The sequence below is a fragment of the Sphingomonas sp. BK235 genome (genome assembly GCF_004345855.1).
Taxonomy (GTDB): domain Bacteria; phylum Pseudomonadota; class Alphaproteobacteria; order Sphingomonadales; family Sphingomonadaceae; genus Sphingomonas.
Genome location: NZ_SLXN01000007.1, coordinates 202,958 through 226,422, shown reverse-complemented (window position 1 = coordinate 226,422; position 23,465 = coordinate 202,958). Strand labels below are relative to the sequence as shown.

Annotated in this window: 22 protein-coding genes; 9 read left to right on the top strand and 13 right to left on the bottom strand. The window is 70.7% G+C overall.

Annotation, left to right across the window (positions count from 1 at the left end):
- Nucleotides 1-292: 292 nt before the first annotated feature.
- From rplS to EV292_RS17750, 4 genes are read right to left on the bottom strand one after another with little or no spacing between them, the layout of a single operon-like run.
- Complete coding sequence (gene rplS, locus EV292_RS17765) at nucleotides 293-679, bottom strand: 50S ribosomal protein L19 (protein WP_132910575.1); 387 nt, start codon at nucleotides 677-679, stop codon at nucleotides 293-295.
- A gap of 4 nt (nucleotides 680-683) precedes the next feature.
- A complete protein-coding gene (trmD, locus tag EV292_RS17760; protein WP_132910574.1) occupies nucleotides 684-1,412 on the bottom strand; it encodes a tRNA (guanosine(37)-N1)-methyltransferase TrmD in 729 nt (242 codons plus the stop codon).
- Nucleotides 1,409-1,774: a type II toxin-antitoxin system VapC family toxin gene (locus EV292_RS17755; RefSeq protein WP_347812604.1), complete on the bottom strand. Its 366-nt coding sequence runs from the start codon at nucleotides 1,772-1,774 to the stop codon at nucleotides 1,409-1,411. Before EV292_RS17755 ends, trmD begins: the two co-directional genes overlap by 4 nt.
- A 5-nt stretch (nucleotides 1,775-1,779) precedes the next feature.
- Entirely contained in the window at nucleotides 1,780-2,067 is a 288-nt protein-coding gene (locus tag EV292_RS17750) for an AbrB/MazE/SpoVT family DNA-binding domain-containing protein (protein WP_132910572.1), read from the bottom strand.
- 52 nt (nucleotides 2,068-2,119) lie between these two features.
- Here EV292_RS17750 and EV292_RS17745 point away from each other — a divergent pair, with 52 nt between their 5' ends.
- Entirely contained in the window at nucleotides 2,120-3,028 is a 909-nt protein-coding gene (locus EV292_RS17745; protein ID WP_132910571.1) for an NAD(P)/FAD-dependent oxidoreductase, read from the top strand.
- Between the two features lie 251 nt (nucleotides 3,029-3,279).
- On the opposite strand, the gene rimM is transcribed toward EV292_RS17745, so the two are convergent.
- From rimM to alaS, 7 genes are all read right to left on the bottom strand, one after another.
- Complete coding sequence (gene rimM, locus EV292_RS17740; RefSeq protein WP_132910570.1) at nucleotides 3,280-3,723, bottom strand: ribosome maturation factor RimM; 444 nt, start codon at nucleotides 3,721-3,723, stop codon at nucleotides 3,280-3,282.
- A gap of 25 nt (nucleotides 3,724-3,748) precedes the next feature.
- Nucleotides 3,749-3,901, bottom strand: coding sequence for a hypothetical protein (locus EV292_RS22750; RefSeq protein WP_165927167.1), 153 nt, complete (start codon nucleotides 3,899-3,901; stop codon nucleotides 3,749-3,751).
- Between the two features lie 70 nt (nucleotides 3,902-3,971).
- Nucleotides 3,972-4,376, bottom strand: a complete 405-nt coding sequence (gene rpsP / locus EV292_RS17735; RefSeq protein WP_132910569.1) for a 30S ribosomal protein S16 — start codon at nucleotides 4,374-4,376, stop codon at nucleotides 3,972-3,974.
- Nucleotides 4,377-4,473: 97 nt separating this feature from the next.
- Nucleotides 4,474-6,000 carry a signal recognition particle protein gene (gene ffh, locus EV292_RS17730; RefSeq protein WP_132910568.1) on the bottom strand — a complete coding sequence of 509 codons (1,527 nt, stop codon included), beginning with the start codon at nucleotides 5,998-6,000 and terminating at the stop codon, nucleotides 4,474-4,476.
- Nucleotides 6,001-6,419: 419 nt separating this feature from the next.
- Complete coding sequence (locus EV292_RS17725) at nucleotides 6,420-9,128, bottom strand: valine--tRNA ligase (protein WP_132910567.1); 2,709 nt, start codon at nucleotides 9,126-9,128, stop codon at nucleotides 6,420-6,422.
- Between the two features lie 115 nt (nucleotides 9,129-9,243).
- Nucleotides 9,244-11,283, bottom strand: coding sequence for a S9 family peptidase (locus EV292_RS17720; RefSeq protein WP_132910566.1), 2,040 nt, complete (start codon nucleotides 11,281-11,283; stop codon nucleotides 9,244-9,246).
- Between the two features lie 478 nt (nucleotides 11,284-11,761).
- Entirely contained in the window at nucleotides 11,762-14,440 is a 2,679-nt protein-coding gene (gene alaS, locus EV292_RS17715) for an alanine--tRNA ligase (RefSeq protein ID WP_132910565.1), read from the bottom strand.
- Between the two features lie 158 nt (nucleotides 14,441-14,598).
- Between alaS and EV292_RS23180 the strand changes: the two genes are divergently transcribed.
- A complete protein-coding gene (locus EV292_RS23180) occupies nucleotides 14,599-15,342 on the top strand; it encodes a PEPxxWA-CTERM sorting domain-containing protein (RefSeq protein ID WP_243693838.1) in 744 nt (247 codons plus the stop codon).
- A 4-nt stretch (nucleotides 15,343-15,346) separates the two neighbouring features.
- Here the strand turns inward: EV292_RS23180 and EV292_RS17705 are convergent, their stop codons facing one another.
- Entirely contained in the window at nucleotides 15,347-16,630 is a 1,284-nt protein-coding gene (locus EV292_RS17705; protein WP_132910564.1) for a Xaa-Pro peptidase family protein, read from the bottom strand.
- 74 nt (nucleotides 16,631-16,704) lie between these two features.
- Here EV292_RS17705 and EV292_RS17700 point away from each other — a divergent pair, with 74 nt between their 5' ends.
- Nucleotides 16,705-18,027: a dicarboxylate/amino acid:cation symporter gene (locus EV292_RS17700; RefSeq protein WP_132910563.1), complete on the top strand. Its 1,323-nt coding sequence runs from the start codon at nucleotides 16,705-16,707 to the stop codon at nucleotides 18,025-18,027.
- A gap of 70 nt (nucleotides 18,028-18,097) precedes the next feature.
- Complete coding sequence (locus EV292_RS17695) at nucleotides 18,098-18,589, top strand: RES family NAD+ phosphorylase (protein ID WP_132910562.1); 492 nt, start codon at nucleotides 18,098-18,100, stop codon at nucleotides 18,587-18,589.
- Nucleotides 18,590-18,605: 16 nt separating this feature from the next.
- On the opposite strand, the gene EV292_RS17690 is transcribed toward EV292_RS17695, so the two are convergent.
- On the bottom strand, nucleotides 18,606-20,114 hold the full coding sequence (locus tag EV292_RS17690) for a YifB family Mg chelatase-like AAA ATPase (RefSeq protein ID WP_132910628.1): 1,509 nt from the start codon (nucleotides 20,112-20,114) through the stop codon (nucleotides 18,606-18,608).
- 189 nt (nucleotides 20,115-20,303) lie between these two features.
- On the opposite strand from EV292_RS17690, the gene rpmH reads away from it, so the two are divergent.
- The 5 genes from rpmH to yihA are packed head-to-tail and all read left to right on the top strand — an operon-like array spanning nucleotide 20,304 to nucleotide 23,426.
- Entirely contained in the window at nucleotides 20,304-20,438 is a 135-nt protein-coding gene (gene rpmH, locus EV292_RS17685; protein ID WP_076743215.1) for a 50S ribosomal protein L34, read from the top strand.
- 44 nt (nucleotides 20,439-20,482) lie between these two features.
- Complete coding sequence (rnpA, locus tag EV292_RS17680) at nucleotides 20,483-20,800, top strand: ribonuclease P protein component (protein ID WP_132910561.1); 318 nt, start codon at nucleotides 20,483-20,485, stop codon at nucleotides 20,798-20,800.
- A complete protein-coding gene (yidD, locus tag EV292_RS17675; RefSeq protein WP_132910560.1) occupies nucleotides 20,797-21,009 on the top strand; it encodes a membrane protein insertion efficiency factor YidD in 213 nt (70 codons plus the stop codon). The genes rnpA and yidD overlap by 4 nt, the downstream gene beginning before the upstream one ends.
- 18 nt (nucleotides 21,010-21,027) lie before the next feature.
- Complete coding sequence (yidC, locus tag EV292_RS17670; RefSeq protein WP_132910559.1) at nucleotides 21,028-22,779, top strand: membrane protein insertase YidC; 1,752 nt, start codon at nucleotides 21,028-21,030, stop codon at nucleotides 22,777-22,779.
- Nucleotides 22,776-23,426 carry a ribosome biogenesis GTP-binding protein YihA/YsxC gene (gene yihA, locus EV292_RS17665; RefSeq protein WP_132910558.1) on the top strand — a complete coding sequence of 217 codons (651 nt, stop codon included), beginning with the start codon at nucleotides 22,776-22,778 and terminating at the stop codon, nucleotides 23,424-23,426. Before yidC ends, yihA begins: the two co-directional genes overlap by 4 nt.
- The last annotated feature ends 39 nt before the right edge of the window (nucleotides 23,427-23,465 follow it).

Below are 23,465 nucleotides of genomic sequence, written 5' to 3'. Positions count from 1 at the left end.
GTGGGCGTCACCAGCCTCCCCCACCTGGACCCCGGCGTCCGCCGGGGTGGCATCTAGAGACGTAAGGCATGTCCTATCCCACTGGCGTCATCCTGAGCTTGTCTCAGGATCGACTGTGCCGCGCACCCAATGGCCGGTGGTGATCGCGGACGGGTGGATCCTGAGACGAGCTCAGGATGACGCCGGCTACAGCGAACCGGCGGTGCGACGCCCCCCCTCCCCCACGAACAAGAAAGGGGCGCGGTGGTCTCCCACCGCGCCCCTCGCGCTCCGGCCAAAAACCGGGCGTCGCTTACTCGGCGGCCTGCGCCTGCGGGCGGTTGTCGCGGCGCTCGGCGATACGCGCCGACTTACCGGTACGGCCACGCAGATAGTAGAGCTTGGCGCGACGCACCGCGCCCTTGCGCACCACCTCGATCGAGTCGACGTTGGGCGAGTAGAGCGGGAACACGCGCTCCACGCCCTCGCCGAAGCTGATCTTGCGCACGGTGAACGACGAGCCCATGCCCTTGTTCGAACGCGCGATGCACACGCCCTCGAAGTTCTGGACGCGGGTGCGCTCGCCCTCGACCACCTTCACGCCGACCTTCAGCGTGTCGCCGGGGCGGAACTCGGGAAGCTTCTTGCTCTCGTGGAACTTGGCGATCTGCTCGGCCTCGAGCGTCTGGATCAGGTTCATCGCGTCAATCCTTACTTCCGTGCCGCGCGCCAGAGGGCGAGCCGACCCGAGCGCCCTCGTGACGCTCCCACAGGTCCGGCCGCCGTAGCCGTGTGTCGATCTCGGCCTGTGACTGACGCCACGCCGCGATCCTCGCATGATCCCCCGATCGCAGCACTTCGGGGATCGTGCGCCCTTCCCATTCGACAGGTCGGGTATAATGCGGATATTCGAGGAGGCCGCTCTCGAAGCTCTCCTCGTCCCCGCTCGAAGCCGCGCCCATTACCCCCGGAATCAGCCGAACGCAAGCGTCCAGCAGCACCAGCGCGGCCATCTCGCCGCCCGAGAGGATATAGTCGCCGATCGACAGCTGCTCGATCGCGCGCGCCTCGAACAGGCGCTCGTCGAATCCCTCGAACCGCCCGCACAGCAGCACCGCGCCCGGCCCGGCGGCGAGGTCGCGGACGCGGCGCTGGGTCAGCGGCGCGCCGCGTGGCGTGAGCGCGATCAGCGGTCGCCCGTCGGCGTGCGCGTCGACCGCGCGCGCGACGATATCTGCGCGCAGCACCATCCCCGCCCCGCCCCCCGCCGGCGTGTCGTCGACGGTGCGGTGACGGTCCTCGGTGAAGTCGCGGATGTTGACCGGGTCGCAGCTCCACCGCCCCTCGCGCAGCGCGCGGCCCGCGAGCGCGGCGCCGAGCGGACCGGGGAACATCTCGGGGTAGAGCGTCAGGATCGTGGCGCGGAAGGTCATCGGGTCCAATTCTCGACGGCGAGGCCGGGGATGCCGGCGAAGTCGCGCTCGTTGTTGGTGACGAGGATCGTGTTGGCGGCCAAGGCGTGCGCGGCGATCAGCCGGTCGAAACTGCCACGGCGGAACGGCAGCCGGGCATAGGCCCATGCTGCCGCCGCGTCGAAGGCAAGGACGTCGAACAGCCGCGTCACCTTCTCGAGAACCTCCGCCGAGGGGCGCTTGCCGCTCGCGCTACCCAAAGCGACCTCGGCCAAGGCAATCGACGAGAGGACGATATCGCCGCGGCGACAGCGCTCCACGCGCGCCCTCAAGGCGGCGGGCTCGCCGGCGAGCAGCGCGATCACGATGTTGGCGTCGACCATGTATCTCACCGGTCGGCTTCCGCCTTCCAACCGGCCCAGTCAGGATCGTCCCATGCTCGGGGCGACGGTTCGAACGCGCGCTCCTCCGCCGATCCCGACGCGAGCTCGGGACAGGCGCCCCAGACAGCGGAGAGATCGAGCCGATCGTCCGTCTCCACCGGTGCGAACTCATAATGGTCGCGCTCCTCGCGCACCACCATCTCCGTCCCCTCCTTCAGCCCCAGCGCCTTGGGCAGGCGCAGCGCGACCGAATTGCCGGACTTGAACACCTTGGCGCGATATTCGTTACTCATCGCCGATCTCCCGTATGCACGGGATGTATATACACGTGGGGACGACAGCAAGATGGACGACTGCCTGATCATCGGTGCCGGTCCCGCCGGACTGACCGCGGCGATCTATCTGGCGCGCTTTCACCTCTCGATCCGGCTGTTCGACTCGGGATCGAGCCGCGCCGCGATGATCCCGTGCACGCACAACCATGCCGGCTATCCCGACGGGATCGCGGGCACCGAGCTGCTGCGGCTGATGCTCACCCAGGCGGAGAGATATGGCGCGCGGCGGGAGGCGGTGAAGGTGATCGCGCTGGCGCGCGACGGCGACGGCTTCGTCGCCACCACCGACGAAGGCATGCATCGCGCACGCACCGTGCTGCTGGCGACCGGGGTAGTGAACCACCGCCCGCACGGGCTGCTCCCCGAGGTACACGACCCGGCGCTGGCGCGCGGGCTGCTGCGCTATTGCCCGGTGTGCGACGGCTATGAGGTGACCGACAAGCGGGTCGCGGTGATCGGCACCGGCGAGCGCGGCCGGCGCGAGGCGCTGTTCCTGCGCGGCTTCACCCGTGACATCACGCTGATCGCGCCCGAGGCAGAGCATCTGCTCGACCCGGCCTGCGCCGAAGCGCTCGACGCGGCGGGTGTGGTGCGGGTCGATGGTCCCTGCGGCGGCTATGCGATCGAGGGCGACCGATTGGCGCTCGACACCGCGCGCGGGCGGATGGCGTTCGACAGCGTCTATCCCGCGCTGGGCTCGCGCATCCGCTCGCATCTCGCGATCGAGGCCGGCGCGCGCGCGAGCGAGGACGGCTGCCTCGAGGTGGACGACCATCAGCGCACCAGCGTGCCGGGCCTGTTCGCGGCGGGAGACGTGGTGAAAGGGCTCGACCAGATCAGCCACGCCATGGGCGAGGCCGGCGTCGCCGCGACGACGATCCGCAACCTGCTGGCGGAGCAGCGCCCGCTGCGGCGATGAACGGTGTTCCTGCGGAGGCAGGTAACCAGGGTGATGAGGCGGGGCGATCGTGGCTCTGGGCTCCTGCGTGCGCAGGAGCACAACGCGATCAGGAGCGATTCGGCCTCCATGCTTCCGTCATCCCGAACTCGTTTCGGGATCCACCGTGCGGCATACTTAGCCGCGGCGCTCGCGGAACGGTGGATCCTGAAACAAGTTCAGGATGACGGCAGGAGTTAACGGCAGGGGTTGAGAGGGAACGGAGCCCCTGCTCACTCCACGAACGCCGCCTCGACCACCAGCCGCGTGCGATCCCACTCGGGCACGGCTCTGATCGGCACCATGAAGCGTTTGCCGCCGTCGCGCTCGATCTCGATCACGTCGCCGGCGCCGAAATTCTCCACCGCGACGACACGCCCGACCGGCTCGCCCGTGGTCGAGACCGCGGCGAGACCGAGCAGGTCGGCGTGATAATATTCGCCCTCGCCGAGCGGCGGCAGGTCAGCGCGGGCGACCGTCAGCAAGGTGCCGCGAAGCCGTTCCGCGGCGGTGCGGTCGGTCACCTCGGCGAAGCGCGCGATCGTGCCGTCGCGCAGCTTCACCAGCGTGAGCGCACCGCCGTTGAACGTGCGATGCGCGTCGAGCGCCTCGGCGAACACCTTGAGCCGCACCTCGCCGGCGATGCCATGCGCCCCCGTCACGGCGGCGAGCACCACCGCGTCGGGGTCGACCGGCGCCGCCTCAGGCCTGGTCGGGCGAGCCGGCGCCGCCGGCGGGGGCGTCGTCGTCCCCTTCGGCGGGCTGCTCGCTCGAGACACCCTGGTTCGTGGCGTCCTGGGTGGTCGAGTCGTCATTGTCGTCGGGCGCGGTGCGCGGGTCGGGATCGATCGTCATCGTGCAATCCTCTCGGCTCTCGATGGAGCCGCAGGTAACGCACGAGCGGACGATCGGCTTCCCGGCCGGCTTACTCGGCGCTCGCCGCCTCGGCCTCGGCCGGCTCGGCGGCCGGGGCCGCGGCGGCCTCCTGCTGCGCCTTCAGCTTCTCGGCACGCTCCTCGGCGCGCTCCTTGGCCTTCTCGCCCGGCTCGCCCTTCTTCGGGTTGCTGCGCGCGGCGCGCTCCTTCACGCCCGCGGCGTCGAGGAAGCGGGCGACGCGGTCGGTCGGCTGCGCGCCGACGCCCAGCCAGTGCTTGGCGCGCTCGGCGTCGAGCACGACGCGCTTCTCGTCGTCCTTGCCGAGCAGCGGGTTGTAGTTGCCGATCTTCTCGATGAACTTGCCGTCACGCGGGCTGCGCGCGTCGGCCACCACGATGCGGTAGTAGGGACGCTTCTTGGAGCCGCCGCGCGACAGGCGAATGCTGAGTGCCATGGTGTTCGTCTTCCTTCTGTCCGTTGGTGCCCCGGCACGCGCCGGGATCGTCTAGGTGATAATCGTTACGCCCGCGCCGCCGCGGCGGCGCGCATCGTTACTTCTTGAAACGGAACCCCGGCGGCAGGCCGCCGGGGATGTTGCCGGGCAGACCGCCGCCGGGAAGCCCGGGCAACCCCGGACCGCCGCCCGGCCCACCGAGCTTGCCCATCATGTCGCCCATGTCGGCGCCACCGATCGCGCTGCCCAAACCGCCGAGGCCGCCCTTGCCGAGCATCGCCATCATGCCCTTGAGCCCGCCCATCTTCTTGATCTTCTTCATGGCGGTCGACATCTCGAGGTGCATCTTGAGGAGCTTGTTGACCTCCTGCACGGTCGTCCCCGAGCCCTTGGCGATGCGGATCTTGCGCTTGGCGTTGATCAGCTCGGGCTTGGCGCGCTCCTTGACCGTCATCGAGCCGATCATCGCGTCGAGATGGACCAGCATCTTGTCGCTGCCCGGCACCGAGTCCATCGCCGCCTGCGCCTTCTTCATGCCCGGCAGCATGCCCGCGAGCGCGCCCAGGCCGCCCATGCGCTTCATCTGCGCGAGCTGGCCGCGCAGGTCGTTCATGTCGAACTGGCCCTTGGCGAGCCGGCTCGCCATGCGCTCGGCGTCTTCCTGCTGGATCGACTCGGCGGCACGCTCGACCAGGCTGACCACGTCGCCCATGCCGAGGATGCGGCCCGCGACCCGCGACGCGTGGAACGCCTCCAGCGCGTCGAGCTTCTCGCCGACGCCGGCGAACTTGATCGGCTTGCCCGTGACCGCGCGCATCGACAGCGCGGCGCCCCCGCGCGCGTCGCCGTCCATGCGGGTGAGCACCACGCCGGTGAGCGGGACCTGCTCGGAGAAGTTCTGCGCGACGTTGACCGCGTCCTGACCGGTCAGCGAGTCGACGACGAGCAGGATCTCCTGCGGCCTGGCCACCTCGGCGACCGCCTTCATCTCGTCCATCAGCGCCTGGTCGACGTGGAGTCGGCCGGCGGTGTCGAGCATCAGCACGTCGAAGCCCTGCAGCCTCGCGGCCTGGAGCGCGCGGCGCGCGATCTCGACCGGCTGCTGGCCCGCGACGATCGGCAGCGTCGCCACCTCGACCTGCGTGCCGAGCGTGGCGAGCTGCTCCTGCGCGGCGGGGCGGTTGACGTCGAGCGACGCCATCAGCACCTTCTTGGCCGAACGCCCGGTCATCGAGCTGCTCGACAGGCGCTTGGCGATCTTGGCGGTGGTCGTCGTCTTGCCCGAGCCCTGCAGGCCGACCATCATGACCACCGCTGGCGGCGCGACGTTGAGCTGGAGCTCGGCCGCGGCGGGATCGTCGCCGCCGAGCATCCGCACCAGTGCGTCGTTGACGATCTTGACGACCTGCTGCCCCGGCGTGACCGAGCGCAGGACGTTCTGGCCGACCGCTTCCTCGGTGACCTCGTCGACGAAGGCGCGCGCGACCGGCAGCGCGACGTCGGCCTCGAGCAGCGCGACGCGCACCTCGCGCATCGCGGCGCGCACGTCGGCCTCGGTCAGCGCGCCGCGGCCACGCAACCGGTCGAAGACGCCGCCGAGACGGTCGCTGAGGCTGTCGAACATCATCTATCCTTCTCATCCGCCGCCAAACGCAAAAGCGCCGGCGGGCGAAACCTCGCCGGCCAGCGGGCACCACATGGGCGCATGTCGATCGCGTTCAACGGTGGAACGTGCGGCGGCTGTTAGAGGAAGTGGCGGCGGGATGCAAGGTTGTGGGTGGGCGGGTGGTCACGGCGGGGACGAGTGGCTGTCCCGCCGGCCGCCGCTGCTTCAGCCACTTACCGTTTTGTGGCTTGCCCCCTACCCTCCTCCGTCATCCCGGACTTGTTCCGGGATCCACCCGTCCGCGTGCCTCACGGCTGGTGAGAAGGCGGCACAGTGGATCCCGGAACAAGTCCGGGATGACGGTAGGATGTGGGGGGAGCAAACGTGCCCCCCCAACGATGGTCGGGCGATCTCAGGCGGCAGCCGCCCGCCGGCCCCTATCCCAGCCGCGCCAACGCCGCGGCGAAGCGTTCCGCGTCCGCCGCCTTCTCGGCGTGGTCGGCGCGCGCCTTCTCCACCGCCTCGGGCTTGGCGCGCTCGACGAAGCTGGCGTTGCCGAGCCGCCCCGCCAGCGAGTCGCGCTCCTTCTCCGCCGCGGCGAGCGACTTCTGCAACCGCTGCCGCTCCGCCTCCAGGTCGATCACGCCCTCCAGGGCCAGCGCGAACGTCTCCGCCCCCCACAGGATCGGCGCGCGCGCGCCGCTCGCCTCGCCCGGCGTCAGCGTGACGCGCGCGAGCCGCTCCACATAAGGTGCGATCGTCGCCGGCACGCTGCCCGCCCCGGTATGGAGCGCGATGCGCGCGCCCGGCGGCACGTTGAGTTCGGCGCGCGCACCGCGGACCGCCTCGACCAGCTCGATCAGCCGCTCGACCTCCTGAGTCGCCGCCGGATCGAGCGCGCGTGCGTCCGCCATGGGCCAGTGCGCGACGATCAACTCGTGCTCGCGCGGCGCCAGCGCGTGCCACAGCTCCTCGGTGATGAAGGGCATGAACGGGTGGAGCAGCACCAGGATCTGGTCGAGCACCCAGCCCGCGACCCTCCGCGTCTCGTCTACCGCCGGCTGAAAGGTCTCGTAGGTCAGTCCATCCGGTGCGAGTTGAGGCTGGATCAAGCCCTTGATCAGCTCCAGATACCAGTCGCAGAAGCGGCTCCACACGAACTGGTAGATCGCGTTGGCGGCGGCGTCGAAGCGATAGTCGGCGAGCGCGAGGTCGACCGCCTGCACCGTCGCCACCGTCTCGGCGACGATCCACTTGTTGACCGCGTTGGACGCGAGCGGCGGCTCCAGCGTAGTCGAGCCGCCGATGCCGTTGGCCTGGGCGAAGCGGCTGGCGTTCCACAGCTTGGTGGCGAAGTTGCGATAGCCCTCGACGCGCTTCTCATCCATCTTGATGTCGCGCCCCTGGCTCTCCATCGCGGCCATGAAGAAGCGCAGCGCGTCGGCGCCGTAGCGGTCGATCAGCCCGAGCGGATCGACCGTATTGCCCTTGGACTTGGACATCTTGGCGCCGTCGGCGGCGCGCACCAGGCCGTGCAGGTAGAGCGTGCGGAACGGCACCTCGCCCATGAAGTGCATGCCCTGCATCATCATCCGCGCGTCCCAGAAGAACAGGATGTCGAAGCCCGAGACGAGCACGTCATTGGGGTAGCGGCCGCCGAGCGTGCGATCCGCCGCGTCGGGCCAGCCCATCGTCGCGAACGGCCAGAGCGCGCTGGAGAACCAGGTGTCGAGCACGTCGGGGTCGCGCGTCAGCGCCACGCCCGCGCCCGCCTCGGCCTGCGCCTCTTCCTCGGTCTCGGCGACATAGGCGCGGCCCTCCGCGTCGAACCACGCCGGGATCTGGTGCCCCCACCAGAGCTGGCGCGACACGCACCACGGCTGGATGTTCTCCATCCAGTTGAAGAAGGTCTTCTCCCACGACTTAGGCACCAGCTTGATCGCGCCCGAGCGCACCGCCTCGATCGCCGGCTTGGCCAAGGTGGCGGCGTCGACATACCATTGGTCGGTCAGCCACGGCTCGATCACCGCGCCCGAGCGGTCACCGAACGGCGTCTGGATCACGCGCGGCTCGGCGTCGTGCGCGACGCCTTCCTTGTCGACGTGCGGGAGCAGCACGCCCGCCTCCTTGAGTCGCGCGACCACCAGCCGGCGCGCGTCCTGCTCGGCCTTGGCGTCGTTGCCGGGCAGGCCGAGGAACTCAGCCGGGATCAGCCCGTCCGCGGTCTGCACCACGCGCGCCTTGGCATCGAGCATGTTGAGCATGTCGCGGGCCTCGATCCCAGCGCGGCGGCCGACCTCGAAGTCGTTGAAGTCGTGCCCCGGCGTGATCTTCACCGCGCCCGAGCCGAGCGCCGGGTCGGCGTGCTCGTCGGCGACGATCGGGATCAGCCGCCCGGTGATCGGTAAGCGCACCTGCTTGCCCACCAACGCGGTGTAGCGCGCGTCCTCGGGATGCACTGCCACCGCCATGTCGGCGAGCATCGTCTCGGGCCGCGTCGTCGCCACCTCGATCGAGCCCGAGCCGTCCGCGAGCGGGTAGCGCAGCCGCCAGAAGCTGCCGCGCACCTCGCGGGTCTCTACCTCGAGGTCGCTGATCGCGGTGCCGAGGCCCGGGTCCCAGTTGACCAGCCGCTTGTCGCGGTAGAGCAGGCCCTGGCGGTGCAGCTCGACGAACACCTTGAGCACCGCGCGCGAGAAGCCCTCGTCCATGGTGAAGCGCTCGTTCGCCCAGTCCATCGAGCAGCCGAGCCGGCGCAGCTGGCGCGTGATCTCGCCGCCGCTCTCCGCCTTCCACTCCCAGACGCGCGCGACGAACGCCTCCCGCGACAGGTCGGTGCGCTTCTCGCCCCTGGCGGCCATCTGGCGCTCGACCACCATCTGCGTGGCGATGCCGGCATGGTCGGTGCCGACCACCCACAGCGCGTCCTTGCCCTTGAGCCGGGCATGGCGCGTCAGAATGTCCTGCAGCGTGTTGTCGAGCGCGTGGCCGATATGGAGTGAGCCCGTCACGTTGGGCGGCGGGTTGACGATCGTCCAGGGCTCGGCGTTGGGGCGCTGGGGGCGGAACAGGCCCTTGTCTTCCCAGTGCGTGTACCAGCGGCGCTCGATCGCGGCCGGGTCGAAGGTCTTGGCGAGCTCGGTCATGCGCCGCGGCTATCCCGCGTCGCGCGAAAAGAAAAGGGCGCGGGTGACCGCCGCGGCCACGCCCGCGCCGACCCGCGCCGGTCCGCTCACACGCGCCCCGGCGGCGCTGCGGGGCTCAGCCTGCGCTCGCCTTGCCGGTCCAGCGATTCATCCAGCCGATCACCTCGCTATACCATTGGCGCGAGTCCTTGGGCTTGAGCACCCAATGGTTCTCCGCCGGGAACACGAGCAGCCGCGACGGGATCTCACGCCGTTGCAGCGCAGTGAACGCCGCCAGCCCCTGCGTATAGGGAATGCGGAAGTCCTTCTCGCCGGTGATCACCAGCTGCGGCGTCTTCCAGCGATCGACGTAATTGACCGGGTTCCACTTCTCGAACGCTTGCGGGTCCTCGAAATAGGCCTTGCCGCCATGTTCCCACTCGTCGAACCACAGCTCCTCGGTCTCGTACGCCATGGCGCGCGCGTCGAAGACACCGTCGTGCTGGACGATGCACTTGAAGCGATCGGGCCAGCGCCCCTCGATCCAGTTCATCATATAGCCGCCGTAGCTCGCGCCGAGCGCGCAGGCGTTGCCGCCGTCCATCCAGTCGAACCTGGCGGTCGCGGCGGCGAGGCCCTTCTGCAGGTCCTCGAGCGGCCAGCCGCCCCAATTGTCGCGGATCGCGTCGGTGAAGGCCTGGCCGTAGCCGGTCGAGCCGTGGAAATCGACCGCCACCAGCGCATAGCCCGCCCCGGCGAACACCGCCGGGTTCCAGCGATACGACCAGCTGTTGTTGCTCGATCCCTGCGGCCCGCCATGGACCATATAGGCGATCGGCAGCTTGCCGCTGCTGCCCGCCGGTCGCACCGCATAGCCCCAGACGGTGTCGTCGTTGGCGCCCTTGAAGCTGAACCGCTCGACCGCCGGCATGTCGATGCCCGCGAGCCTGGCGGCGTTGACGCTGGTGAGCCGCTGCGGCGCGCGCCCCGGCACCACGCGGTAGAAATCGTCGGGCGCGGTGAGGCTGTTCATCGCCACCACCGCGCCGCGCGCGCCGACCGCCACCGCGGCGACATTGCCCTGCTCGGTCAGCCGCGTGACCTGCCCGCTGCGCGCGTCGACGCGCCACAACGGGTTCTCCTGCGTGTCCTCGGCGGTGACGTAGAGCGAGCGCGAGTCGGGCGCCCAGCGCAACGACCCGACCGAGCGGTCCCAGCGCTCGGTCAGCGAGGTCGAGCGCCCGGTGGCGAGGTCGCGCAGCGTCAGGACGTAGCGGTCGGCCTCGTAGCCCGGCCGCCGCATCGCGAGATAAGCGAGCGTGCGGCCGTCGGGCGAGACGCTCGGCTGGGTGTCGGTGGCGCGGTTGGCGGCGGTGAGGTTGGTCGGCGCGGCGCTGGCGTCGGCGGGCACCTGGAAGACGTCGAGGTTGGTCGACAGCGGCTCGATCCGCCCCGCCTCGCGCAGCGCGAAATAGAGCGTGCGCCCGTCCGGGCTCCAGCTCACTTCCTCGCCGCCGCCAAACGGCTTGGACGGCGTGTCGCCGACCAGCCCGCCCATCACCGAGCGCCCGTTGCCGCGCGCGCCCTGCGCGGTGAGCGGCAGCACGAACAGCTGGGAGCGGGTGCCGTCCGCCCAGCTATCCCAGTGGCGCACGAACAGCTGGTCGTACGTGCGGCCCGCGCCGGCGTCGGCGCGCTTCTTCACCATCGGCAGCTCGAGCGTGGGCGCGCCGGGGTTGCGGTCGGCCCAGACCACAAGCTTGTCACCGGTCGGCGCGACCTTGAAGCCGCCGAAGCCGCCCTTGAAGTCGGTGAGCCGGCGCGGCGTACCGCCGGTCACGGGCACCGACCAGATCGCGTCGTCGGCGCTGAAATAGACGGTGGTGCCGACGATCTGCGGGTCGTTCTCGTCGAGCTTGGGGTCGGCGGCGAGCTTCTCGGGGGTCGCGCCGGGGCGGGTCAGATCGAGCCGCCAGAGATCGTAGCGGCCGCGGTCGGCGTCGAGGTCGGTCTCGCGCTGCGCCCACACCAGCCAGCGGCCATCGTCGGACATGGCGGGCGCGCCGACGCGGCTGAGCATCGTGACGTCCTCGATGGTGAGCTGACGCGCGGCGGCGGGAGTGGCGAGCGCGGCGGCGGCGAGCGCGAGCAGACTCGCGACGGAGGTGCGGTTCATGGCGCCACGATACAGCAGAAGGTGACGGCTGAGACAATCCGCGCGGTGGCGCGCGGTGGCGGCGACGCCCTCTCCGCTGCTCCGCTACCCCGGCGGGTCTCCGCTACTCCCGCGAGCGCAAGACCTTTGCGAGCGTCGCGTTTCCCTATCTTCCGTCATCCCGGACTTGTTCCGGGATCCACTCCACCGCGAGAGCAACTGGTGGTGAGTTCGCGGCACGGTGGATCCCGGAACAAGTCCGGGATGACGAGGGGGTTTTGCGAAGGTCCCGGGTTCGCCAGTGTCCAGGTGGGTGACGTCGCGTGTCGTCACTTCGGCCGTCCCAACTGGACCCCGGCCGCCGCCGCAGTGGCGGTCTAGGTGACGAGCACGTCCTCTCATCAGCGCGCCGTGCTCCCGCGCACGCAGGAGCCCGGATGCGGCGAACGCCACGCTCGCGACCCTGGGTTCCTTCGTTCGCAGGAACGCCGGCGCCCCGTCACGCCGCCGCGGTCGCCCCTTCCAGCGCCGCGCGGATCGCCGCGAGGGCCTCGGCCGCCTGCGATCCGTCCGGTCCGCCGCCCTGCGCCATGTCGGGGCGACCGCCGCCGCCCTGCCCGCCCAGCGCGGCGACGGCGCGGCGCAGCAGCTCGACCGCGTTGAAGCGCCCCGCCAGATCCTCGGTCACCCCGACCGCGATTGAGGCGCGCCCGTCGTTGACCGCGATCACCGCCGCCACGCCCGAGCCGATGCGCTGCTTGGCCTCGTCGACCGCGCCGCGCAGCCCCTTGGCGTCGAAGCCGTCGAGCACCTGGCCGACGAAGGCGACATCGCCGATCTGCTCCGGCCCCGCCGGCGCGCCGCCGGCACCGCCGCCGAGCGCCAGCGCCTTCTTCGCCTCGGCCAGCTCGCGCTCGAGCCGGCGCCGCTCGTCGAGCAGCGCGGTCACGCGCGCGGGCACCTCGTCGGGCGTGGTGCGCAGCGACGCCGCCACCGCGCGCAGCGTCTCGTCGCGCGCGCTCAGATACGCGCGCGCCGCCTCGCCGGTCAGCGCCTCGACACGGCGCACGCCGCTCGACACCGCGCTCTCGCCGACGATCTTGAACAGGCCGATGTCGCCGAGCGCGCCGACATGCGTGCCGCCGCACAGCTCGATCGAGTAGGTCGCGCCGTCGGCCTCGCGGCCCATCGACACGACGCGGACCTCGTCGCCATATTTCTCGCCGAACAGCGCCATCGCGCCCATCGCGATCGCGTCGTCAGGGGTCATCAGCCGCGTCTCGACCGCGCCATTGCCGCGAATCTGCGCGTTGACCGCCGCCTCCGCCTCGGCGAGCTCGGCGGGCGACATCGCGCTGGGGTGCGAGACGTCGAAGCGCAGCCGCTCGGGCGCGACCAGCGAGCCCTTTTGCGCCACATGGGTGCCGAGCCGCTGGCGCAGCGCCTCGTGCAACAGGTGAGTGGCGGAGTGATTGGCGCGGATCGCGCCGCGGCGCGCGTGATCGACCGTCAGCCGCACCGCGTCGCCGACTGCCAACTCGCCCGCGTCGAGCGTGGCGTGATGCACCCAGAGCTTGCCGAGCTGCTTCGACGTGTCGGTGACTCGCGCGGCGGCGCCCGCGTCGGTGGCGAGCGTGCCCGCGTCGCCGACCTGTCCGCCGCTCTCGCCGTAGAAGGGCGTCTGGTTGACGATCACGTCGACCGCGTCGCCCGCGGCGGCGCGCTCGACCCGCACGCCGTCCTTCACCAGCGCGAGCACGACGCCCTCGCCGCTCTCGCTGGCATAGCCGGTGAACTCGGTCGCGCCGAACTGGTCGGCGAGGTCGAACCACAATTCGTCCGAGGCCTTGGCGCCCGACCCCTTCCACGCCGCACGCGCCGCGCGCTTCTGCTCGGCCATCGCCGCGTCGAAGCCGGCGCGGTCGACGCGATAGCCCTGCGCGCGCAGCGCGTCCTCGGTGAGGTCGTAGGGGAAGCCGAACGTGTCGTAGAGCTTGAACGCGGTCTCGCCCGCCAGCGTGTCGCCCGGCTTCATCCCGCCGGTGGCGTCGTCGAGCAGGCGCAGGCCCTTCTCCAGCGTCTGGCGGAAGCGCGTCTCCTCCTGCTGCAGCGTCGCCTCGATCAGCGGCTGCGCGCGCACCAGCTCGGGGTAAGCGGCGCCCATCTCGGCGACGAGCGCGGGCACCAGCCGGTGCATCAGCGGCTCCTTGGCGCCGAGCAGGTGCGCGTGGCGCATCGCGCGCCGCATGATCCGGCGCAGCACATAGCCGCGCCCCTCATTGGCGGGCAGCACGCCGTCGGCGACGAGGAAGCCAGAGCAGCGCAGGTGATCGGCGATGACGCGGTGGCTCGCCTGATTGTCGCCGGTGGTGGCGGTGTGGGTCAGCGCGCCCGAGGCGGCGATCAGCGCCTTGAACGTGTCCGTGTCGTAATTGTCGTGGACGCCCTGCATCACCGCGGCGACGCGCTCCAGCCCCATGCCGGTGTCGATCGACGGGCGCGGCAGGTCGCCGACGATCGCGTCGGCCTCCTGCACGAACTGCATGAAGACGAGGTTCCAGATCTCGACGAAACGGTCGCCGTCCTCGTCCGGCGAGCCCGGCGGGCCGCCGGGGATATGCTCGCCGTGGTCATAGAAGATCTCCGAGCACGGCCCGCACGGCCCGTCCGATCCCATCGCCCAGAAATTGTCCTTGGTGGGGATGCGGATGATGCGGTGATCGGGCAGGCCGGCGATCTTCTTCCACAGGTCGAACGCCTGGTCGTCGGTGTGGAAGACGGTGGCGGTCAGCTTGTCGGCCGGCAGCCCCCATTCCTTGGTCAGCAGCGTCCACGCGTGCGTGATCGCCTGCTCCTTGAAATAATCGCCGAACGAGAAGTTGCCGAGCATCTCGAAGAAGGTGTGGTGGCGCGCGGTATAGCCGACATTGTCGAGGTCATTGTGCTTGCCGCCGGCGCGGACGCATTTCTGCGCGCTGGTCGCGGTAGTGTACGGCCGCGTTTCCAACCCGGTGAAGACGTTCTTGAACGGCACCATGCCCGCGTTGACGAACATCAACGTCGGGTCGTTCTGCGGCACCAGCGGCGCCGAGGGCACGATGCGATGCCCGCTGCCGCCGAAATAATCGAGGAACGAGCGACGAAGGTCGTTGGTCGAGGTGGTGCTGGTCGAGCTCATGGCGGGGTGACTTAATCGCCGATGACGGCGCTGCCTAGCCCGGGGCGTTGCAAACGCGCAACGCCGCGACAGGATCGCGCGGGAGCGATGCGACGGCGCTAGGTGAATGTAAGGTTAACATGTAAGGGGGCCGCATAGGAGCAGGGGGTTCTCACGACATGACGGTACGCAAGTGGCTTCTCGCCGCGGCGGCGGGTGCTGCGCTGACGCCGGCCGCCGCCTCGGCGGCGACGATCGTCGCGACGGACAATGAGCTGGTGATGAAGGGCATCGCCGGCTTCGACACGTCGCTCGGCACGCTCAACAAGGTGACGCTCGACGTCAACGTCACCAAATATCGCGCCTGGCAGCTGCGCCTGCCCAGCGGCGCGGCACCGTCGATGACCGACGCCAGCGTCGACTGGGCGGTGAACGGGACGTGGGAGCTGGCCGGCTTCGGCCTGTCCGCGCCGCTGCTGGTGGCGCTCACCGGCACCGGCACCAGCCCCGTCAACCTGATGAGCGGCGGCGGTTTCGACTTCGGCTTCTTCGAGGTGATGGGCAGCGGCAGCGCCTCGGTGACGCTCGACCCGAGCTTCTTCACCGATCGCTCCGCCATCTACTTCAACGGCTTCGATCGCGGCTTCCTCGCTTCGCCGGCCGGCGACACGACGCTGTCGGGGATCCCGGCGGGGGGCAGCGCGATCCATCTGTCGCGCTCGTGCGGGGTGATCGGCGGCTCGCCGGTTCCCGCGACCGACGATAGCTGCGGCGCGGTCAATTACACGCTGACCTATGATTACACACCCGTCGGCGCGGCGGTGCCCGAGCCCGCCACCTGGGCGATGATGGTGCTGGGCTTCGCGCTCGCGGGCGCGGCGATGCGGCGGCGCGGCGCGGCGGTGGCACGGGCCACCGCCTGAGCGGTCAGACGGGCCGCTCGATCGATTCGGGCGGCTCGCTGAACCAGCGCGGCCCGTCCGCGGTGACGTGGAAGCAATCCTCCAGCCGCACCCCGAACTTGCCCAGCAGGTACAGGCCCGGCTCGTCGGAGAAACACATGCCGGGCGCGAGCCGCGTCGTCTCGCCGTGGACGAGGTTGACCGGCTCGTGCCCGTCCATCCCGATGCCGTGTCCGGTGCGATGCGACAGCCCCGGCAGGCGATAGCCCGGACCATAGCCGAGCCGCTCGTAATAAGCGCGCACCGCGTCGTCGACCGCGCCCGCCGCGACGCCGACGCGCGCGGTGCGGAAAGCGAGTGCCTGCCCCGCCTTCACCTGGTCCCACACGCGGCGTTGCTCGGCGGAGGCGCTGCCATGGACCCAGGTGCGCGAAACGTCCGACTGATAGCCCTGGACGGTGCAGCCGCAGTCCATCAGCACCACCTGCCCGTCGGCGACGCGGCTCACCGCGCGGGTACCGTGCGGCAGCGCGGCGGCGGGACCGATCAGCGCCATCGCGAACTCCGATTCGCCGCCCAGCCGCGTGGTCGCCGCGGTCATCAGCGCGCCGATCTGCTGCCCGGTCATCCCCGCCTCGACGCGCGCGTGCGTCCAGCGATAGGCCGCCACCGTCACGTCGGTGGCGCAGCGCATCAGCGCGATCTCGGCCGCGGTCTTGATCATGCGGCAGCCGCGCACGACCGCGTCGGCGCCGACCAGCCGCACCCCCGGCAGCGCGCGCGCCAGCCCGGCCTGGACGAAATAGCGGACGCTCTCCTCCACCCCGACCGGGCGCGTGGCCAGCCCGCGGTCGCGCAGGAAGCCGGCGACCACGGCGAGCGGATCCTCGTCCTCCTGCCACACGCGCACCGACGCGGGCACCGCGAGCGACTGGCGCACCGAGGGCTCCTCGAAGAACGGCGTGACGACGCACGGTTCGCCCTCGACCGGGAGGATCGCGGCGGTGAGCCGCTCGCTGCGTCCCCAGCGCACGCCGGTGAAATAGATCAGGCTCGACCCCGGCTCGATCAGCACCGCGCCGATGTTGTTCGCGCGCATCAACGCCTGCGCGCGCGCCAGCCGCGCGGCGCGCTCGGCGGCGTCGATCGGGCGCGCCGCGGCGGTGAGGTCGCGCAGCTCGGCGAGGTCGGGGGCGGCGGCGCGCACCACCGCGGCGGCGTCGCCGCGTGCCGCACCGAGCGCCAGCAGCGCGGCGCCGCCGGCCAGCAGCTCGCGGCGCGCGGGACGATAGAGGGGTCGCGTCGTCATCTCCGGGGACGTAGGGCGCTTGACCGTATGCCCGCAATCCCCTTCCCTCGCGCGCGCATCAACCGGAGCGACGAATGGCCAAGCGGCTGACCCTCTACATCCTCGTCGGGCTCGCGCTCGGCCTCGTGCTGGGCCTCGTGCTCAACGTGTGGCTCGACGACGGCACGCCCGCCGGGGCCGCGCGCGCCACCGAGGTGGCGGGCTATTTCTCGATCGTCACCACCCTCTTCCTGCGGCTGATCAAGATGATCATCGCGCCGCTGGTGTTCGCCACGCTGGTATCGGGCATCGCGCAGATGGGCGACACGCGCGCGCTCGGCCGGATCGGCGCGCGCAGCCTCGCCTGGTTCCTGTCCGCCAGCCTGTTGTCGCTCACGCTCGGGCTGATCATGGTCAACCTGCTCCAGCCGGGCGTCGGCGTCGGGCTGGCGCTGCCGGCGGCGGGGGGCACCAGCGGGCTGGAGACCGCGGCGTTCAACCTCAAGGACTTCTTCACGCACATCGTGCCGTCCTCGATGGTCGATGCGATGGCCAAGAACGAGATCCTGCAGATCGTCGTGATGTCGGTCTTCGTCGGGGTCGCGATCACCGCGGTGGGCGAGAAGGCGGCGCCGCTGGTGCGCGCGATCGACGCGCTGGTGCACGTGATGCTCCAGGTCACCGACTATGTGATGCGCGTCGCGCCGCTGGCGGTGTTCGCCGCAGTGGCGGGGACGCTGACCGAGCGCGGTCCCGACGTGATCGGGCAGCTCGCCTTCTTCATGGGCAGCTTCTATCTCACGCTGCTGACGCTGTGGGCGGCGTTGCTCGGTGTCGGCTTCCTGTTCCTGGGCGCGCGGGTCGGCGCGCTGATCCGCCACGTGCGCGAGCCGCTGCTGGTGGCCTTCTCCACCGCCTCGTCGGAGGCGGCCTATCCGCGGATGCTCGAGGCGCTCGACCGCTTCGGCGTGCCGCCGCGGATCGCCAGCTTCGTGCTGCCGCTGGGCTATTCGTTCAACCTCGACGGCTCGATGATCTACATGACCTTCGCGTCGCTGTTCATCGCCCAGGCGTACGGCATCGACATGTCGCTGGGGCAGATGGTGACGATGCTGCTGGTGCTGATGGTGACCAGCAAGGGGATCGCAGGCGTGCCGCGCGCGAGCCTGGTGGTGATCGCGGCGACGCTGCCGATGTTCAACCTGCCCGAGGCGGGGCTGCTGCTGATCCTCGCCATCGACCATTTCCTCGACATGGGGCGCACCGCGACCAACGTGATCGGCAACGCGGTGGCGAGCGCGGTGATCGCCAAATGGGAAGGCGGCTTCGACCCGCCCGAGCCGGTCGCGATCGAGCCGCCGCGCGCGCCCTCGGGCGACGGACCGGCGCGCCCGGTGGACCGTTTCCGCGACGTGTGAGCCGGCGCGAGCGCGCGATCCGGGTCAGCCTCGCGCGCCGGTACGAGGCCGCGGCGCGCTATGATCGGTCATGGCGTCGTCCGATCCCCAGATCATCTCAGCCGGGGGCCGCGTCGCGGTGCGCGGCACGCTGTACCGCGCGGTCGCGGCCGAGCATCGCGACGCGGCGCTCGCCGGCTCGGTTCGTCCAGGCCGCTACTCGCGCGGGAACCAGCCGACCCTGTATCTGAGCGCGTCGCGTGCGGGCGCCACGGCGGCGGTCGCGGCGCACCCCTTCCCCGGCAACGAGCGTGTCGTGCTCGCCTTCGACGTCGCGGCGGACGCGATCGTCGACTTGCGCGACCCGCTCTTGCTCGCCGAGGTCCGGCGCGGCGCGGGCGATCCCTTCGCGCCGTGGCAGCCGTTCGTGGCGCGCGGCGAGCCAGCGCCGTCCTGGCTGGTGCGCGACCTGATCGAGCGCGGCGGCGCGCTGGGGCTGATCGACCCGTCACGGCGGATGCCCGGGCTCTGGCATCTGGTGCTGTTCGGCTGGAACGCCCCCGGGCTTCCCAGCGTGCGCTGAGCCGGCGCGCGCGGCGCTAGCGGGAGGGCGCCCGGCGCCGATAGCTCAGCGCCTCGGCGACATGCGCGCGGCCGACCTGACCGGCGCCCGCGAGATCCGCGATCGTCCGGCTGGTCCGCAGCACGCGGGTATAGCCGCGCGCGGAGAGGCGCAGCGTCGCCGCCGCCTCGGCCAGCAGCCCGCGCCCGGCCTCGTCCGGCGTCGCGAACCGGTCGAGCAGGTCGCCGTCGAGCTCGGCGTTGGTGCGCAGCCCCGCCCCCGCGTAGCGGGCGCGTTGCACGTCGCGCGCCGCCGCGACGCGCGCCGCCACCTCGGCCGAACCCTCGCCCGCGGGGGGCATCGCCAGCTCGGCCGCGGTCACCGCGCCGACCTCGACGTGCAGGTCGATCCGGTCGAGCAGCGGCCCCGACACGCGCGCCTGATAATCGGCGGCACAGCGCGGCGCGCGCGAGCACGACTGCGTCGGGTCGCCGAGGTGGCCGCAGCGGCACGGGTTCATCGCGGCCACCAGCTGAACGCGCGCGGGATAGGTCACGTGCGCGCTGGCACGCGCGATGCTGACGGTGCCGCTCTCCAGCGGCTGGCGCAGCGAGTCGAGCACCGCGCGCTGGAACTCGGGCAGCTCGTCGAGGAACAGCACGCCATTGTGCGCGAGACTCACCTCGCCGGGGCGGACGCGCTGCCCGCCCCCGGTCAGCGCGGCGATGCTGGCGGAATGATGCGGCGCGCGGAACGGGCGCACCCGCGTCAGCGCACCCCCCGCCAGCGTCCCCGCGACCGACTGGACCATCGACACTTCCAGCGCCTCGGCCGAATCGAGCGGCGGCAGGATGCCCGGCAAGCACGCCGCCATCAGTGACTTGCCCGCGCCCGGCGGACCGACGAAGAGCAGGTTGTGCGCGCCCGCCGCCGCGATCTCGAGCGCGCGCTTGGCGGTCTCCTGCCCGCGCACCTGGCGCAGGTCGGGGCCGTCGCGACGCTCGATCACCGCGCCGGGCCGCGGCATGGCGAGCAGCTGGCGGCCCTTGAGATGGTTGAGCAAGGCGACGAGGTCGGGCGCGGCCACCACCTCGATCTGCCCAGCCCAGGCCGCCTCGCTTCCCTGCGCAGCGGGGCAGATCAATCCTTTGCCGGCCGCGCCGGCGTGGAGCGCGGCGAGCAGCACCCCGGGCGAGGGCGCGAGCCGGCCATCGAGCCCGAGCTCGCCCACCACGACATAACCCGCCAGCGCCTCGGCATCGACCACCCCCATCGCGGCGAGCAGCGCCAGCGCGATCGGCAGGTCGAAATGCGATCCTTCCTTGGGCAGATCGGCGGGCGAGAGGTTCACCGCGATCCGCTTGGGCGGCAGCGACAGCCCCATCGCCGCCACGGCGCCGCGGACGCGCTCGCGGCTCTCGCCCACCGCTTTGTCGGCGAGCCCGACGAGATTGAACGCGGGCAGCCCCGGGATGAGCTGTACCTGCACCTCGACCGCGCGCGCCTCCAGCCCGAGATAGGCCAGGGTGGAGACGATCGCGACCATGGCCGCCAGCGAGACAGCCGGTACCCCCGGCTTGTCAACGCAGGTGCCCCGCCCCACCTGACCCGCCATGGCCGATCCCGCCGCTTCGCCGCACCCGCGTTGACTTTCGCGCATCGTTCGCTTAGCGGCCCGGATCGTTCGGGCCGTCCGCGTGGCGGCCCTTTGCCATTCGAATTCGGGAAATGACTCATGAAGCGGACCTTTCAGCCGAGCAATCTGGTGCGCGCCCGCCGTCACGGCTTCCGCGCGCGGATGGCCACGGTCGGCGGCCGGTCGGTGATCCGGGCGCGTCGCGCGCGCGGCCGCAAGAAGCTGTCGGCGTAATCGAGCGCTCGGCCGGCCCGGAGCCACGAATGGCTGTCGGCCGGATGACGAAGCGGTCGGACTATCTGGCCGCCAATGCCGGGCGTCGCGCGCCGATGCCCGGCTTCGTGCTGCTGGTGAGGGCGCGCGACGACGGCGACTCCACCATGCGGCTCGGCATCACCGTCACCAAGAAGGTGGGCAATGCCGTGGTGCGCAACCGCATCAAGCGGCGCTTCCGCGCGCTGGCGCGCGAGGTCCTGCCCCAGCACGGCACGACGGGCGCCGACCATGTCCTGATCGGCCGGCTGGCCGCGAAGGACCGCGACTGGGCGCAGCTCGGCGCCGATCTCACCCGCGCGCTGGCGAAGACACGCAGGTGATCGCGCGCGCGCTGATCTGGGTGGCGCGCGCCTGGCAGCTAGGGCCGTCGCTGGTGCTGCCGCCCTCGTGCCGCTTCCAACCATCATGTTCCGCCTATGCAATCGAGGCGCTGGGCCGCTATGGCGCGGTCAAGGGCGGGTGGCTGGCGGTGCGGCGGATCGCGCGCTGTCACCCCTGGGGCGGGCACGGCCATGATCCGGTGCCATAAGGAAAGCTTGGGACGGTTGTGAAGGACGAGAGCAAGAACTTCGTGCTGTTCGCGGTGGTGGCCGCGCTCATCCTGTTCGGATGGCCGCTGGTGCAGAACCGCTTCTTCCCGACCGCGAACCCGCCCGCGACCAAGGTCGAGCAGGGCAAGTCGCGCGCGCTGCCGCAGCCGAACGCCGACCCGACCGCCGACTCGCCCGCCGCGCTGCGCGACCGCCAGCAGGTGCTGGCGGAGAGCCCGCGCGTCCGCATCGAGACGCCCGCGCTCAAGGGCTCGATCAACCTCAAGGGCGCGCGGATCGATGATCTGGTGCTGACCCGCTACAACGAGACGGTCGCCGAGAACTCGCCGCCGATCCGCCTGTTCTCGCCGGCGGGCACGCAGGACGCCTATTTCGCCGCCTTCGGCTGGCGCGACGAGGGGCTGCGCCCCCCCGCCGCCGACGCGCTATGGACCGCCTCCGCGCCCGTGCTCACCCCGGGCAAGCCGGTGACGCTCACCGCCAGCAACGCGCAGGGCCAGCGCTTCGCGATCGAGCTGGCGGTCGACAACGACTATCTGTTCACGGTCAAGCAGACCGTCGCCAACGCCGGCCGCGGCGCGGTGCCGGTGGCGGCTTACGGCCTCGTCAACCGCATCGGCGTGTCGAAGGACCCGGACAGCTGGACGATCCACACCGGGCCGATCGCCTCGGACGGTGCGCGCGCGAATTACGATATCTCGTTTGCGAACCTCGACGGCAAGGAGCCGAGCTTCTTCGCCAAAATCTTCGGGACGAGCGCCGTCGCCGGTACCAACCGGATCAGTGGTCGTGACGGCTGGATTGGGTTTACCGACAAATACTGGCTTGCGGCGCTGGTGCCGGACGACCGACGCCCGTTCGACGGTAGCTTCAGGGCAGGTCCCAACCGTTCCTACCAGGCCGACTTCACCAGCGCCCCTGTGCTGCTTCGGCCGGGCCAGAGGATCACGCAGGCGACGCAGGTGTTCGCCGGCGCGAAGGAAGTGAAGCTGCTCGACCGGTACACCGACAGCGGCGCGGTGACGAAGCTGGACTATGCGATCGACTGGGGCTGGTTCCGCCTCGTCGAGAAGCCGATCTTCTATTATCTCGATCTGCTGTTCCGCCTGATCGGCAATTTCGGCGTCGCGATTATCATCCTGACGCTGACGATCCGGCTGCTCGTTTTCCCGATCGCGCAGCGCCAGTTCGCCAGCATGGCGGCGATGCGCGCGCTCCAGCCCAAGATGAAGGCGATCCAGGAGCGCTACAAGGACGACAAGCCGCGCCAGCAGCAGGAGATCATGGCGCTCTACAAGGCCGAGAAGGTCAACCCGCTGGCGGGCTGCCTGCCGACGCTGATCCAGATCCCGATCTTCTACGCGCTGTACAAGGCGCTGCTGCTGACGATCGAGATGCGGCACCAGCCGTTCGCGCTGTGGATCAAGGACCTCTCCGCGCCCGATCCGGCGACGATCCTCAACCTGTTCGGCTATATCCCGATCACTTTGCCGCACTTCCTCGCCATCGGCGTGGTGCCGGTGCTGCTGGGCATCTCGATGTTCTTTCAGTTCCGGCTCAACCCGGCGCCGATGGACGACGCGCAGAAGCAGGTGTTCGCGATCCTGCCCTGGGTGCTGATGTTCGTGATGGCGCCGTTCGCGGTCGGGCTGCAGATCTACTGGATCACCACCAACTGCATCTCGATCCTTCAGCAGAAGTGGCTCTACAGCCGCCACCCGCAGCTCAAGCAGGCGCCAGCGAAATGAGCGAGGACGGCGCCACCTTCGACGAGGAGCTGATCGAGGCGGCGCGCAAGCGCTTCGCCGGGCCGGTCGAGTTCCTGAAGTCGGCGCCCGCGCTCGAGTATCTGCCGCCGGCGGAGATGCCCGAGGTGGCGTTCGCCGGGCGCTCGAACGTCGGCAAGTCGTCGCTGCTCAACGCGTTGGTCGGCCGCAAGGCGCTGGCGCGCACCTCGGTGACGCCGGGGCGGACGCAGGAGCTCAATTTTTTCGACGTCGGCGAGCCGGCGATGTTCCGGCTGGTCGACATGCCCGGCTACGGCTTTGCCAAGGCGCCCAAGGACGTCGTCAAGAAATGGCGCTTCCTGGTGAACGACTATCTGCGCGGGCGGCAGGCGCTGAAGCGCGCGCTGGTGCTGATTGACAGCCGCCACGGCATCAAGGAGGTCGACCGCGAGGTGCTCGCGATGCTCGACAAGGCGGCGGTGAGCTATCGCCTGGTGCTGACCAAGGCGGACAAGGTGAAGGCGACCGACCTCGCCGCGGTGCTGGCGCGTACCGAGGAGGAGGCGCGCCAGCGCCCCGCGGCGCACCCGCAGATCCTGCAGACCTCGAGCGAGACCGGGATGGGCATGGCCGAGCTGCGCGCCGCGGTGATCGAGTCGATCGGCTAGCCGCCGCCCGGCGCAATATTTCCTCGGACCCGCGCATCG

Coding starts and splice junctions, on each gene's coding strand:
- rplS (WP_132910575.1), bottom strand. CDS start 679: ATGAACCTGATCCAGACGCTCGAGGCCGAGCAGATCGCCAAGTTCCAC.
- trmD (WP_132910574.1), bottom strand. CDS start 1,412: ATGACCTTCCGCGCCACGATCCTGACGCTCTACCCCGAGATGTTCCCC.
- EV292_RS17755 (WP_347812604.1), bottom strand. CDS start 1,774: ATGGTCGACGCCAACATCGTGATCGCGCTGCTCGCCGGCGAGCCCGCC.
- EV292_RS17750 (WP_132910572.1), bottom strand. CDS start 2,067: ATGAGTAACGAATATCGCGCCAAGGTGTTCAAGTCCGGCAATTCGGTC.
- EV292_RS17745 (WP_132910571.1), top strand. CDS start 2,120: ATGGACGACTGCCTGATCATCGGTGCCGGTCCCGCCGGACTGACCGCG.
- EV292_RS22750 (WP_165927167.1), bottom strand. CDS start 3,901: ATGACGATCGATCCCGACCCGCGCACCGCGCCCGACGACAATGACGAC.
- rpsP (WP_132910569.1), bottom strand. CDS start 4,376: ATGGCACTCAGCATTCGCCTGTCGCGCGGCGGCTCCAAGAAGCGTCCC.
- ffh (WP_132910568.1), bottom strand. CDS start 6,000: ATGTTCGACAGCCTCAGCGACCGTCTCGGCGGCGTCTTCGACCGGTTG.
- EV292_RS17725 (WP_132910567.1), bottom strand. CDS start 9,128: ATGACCGAGCTCGCCAAGACCTTCGACCCGGCCGCGATCGAGCGCCGC.
- EV292_RS17720 (WP_132910566.1), bottom strand. CDS start 11,283: ATGAACCGCACCTCCGTCGCGAGTCTGCTCGCGCTCGCCGCCGCCGCG.
- alaS (WP_132910565.1), bottom strand. CDS start 14,440: ATGAGCTCGACCAGCACCACCTCGACCAACGACCTTCGTCGCTCGTTC.
- EV292_RS23180 (WP_243693838.1), top strand. CDS start 14,599: ATGACGGTACGCAAGTGGCTTCTCGCCGCGGCGGCGGGTGCTGCGCTG.
- EV292_RS17705 (WP_132910564.1), bottom strand. CDS start 16,630: ATGACGACGCGACCCCTCTATCGTCCCGCGCGCCGCGAGCTGCTGGCC.
- EV292_RS17700 (WP_132910563.1), top strand. CDS start 16,705: ATGGCCAAGCGGCTGACCCTCTACATCCTCGTCGGGCTCGCGCTCGGC.
- EV292_RS17695 (WP_132910562.1), top strand. CDS start 18,098: ATGGCGTCGTCCGATCCCCAGATCATCTCAGCCGGGGGCCGCGTCGCG.
- EV292_RS17690 (WP_132910628.1), bottom strand. CDS start 20,114: ATGGTCGCGATCGTCTCCACCCTGGCCTATCTCGGGCTGGAGGCGCGC.
- rpmH (WP_076743215.1), top strand. CDS start 20,304: ATGAAGCGGACCTTTCAGCCGAGCAATCTGGTGCGCGCCCGCCGTCAC.
- rnpA (WP_132910561.1), top strand. CDS start 20,483: ATGACGAAGCGGTCGGACTATCTGGCCGCCAATGCCGGGCGTCGCGCG.
- yihA (WP_132910558.1), top strand. CDS start 22,776: ATGAGCGAGGACGGCGCCACCTTCGACGAGGAGCTGATCGAGGCGGCG.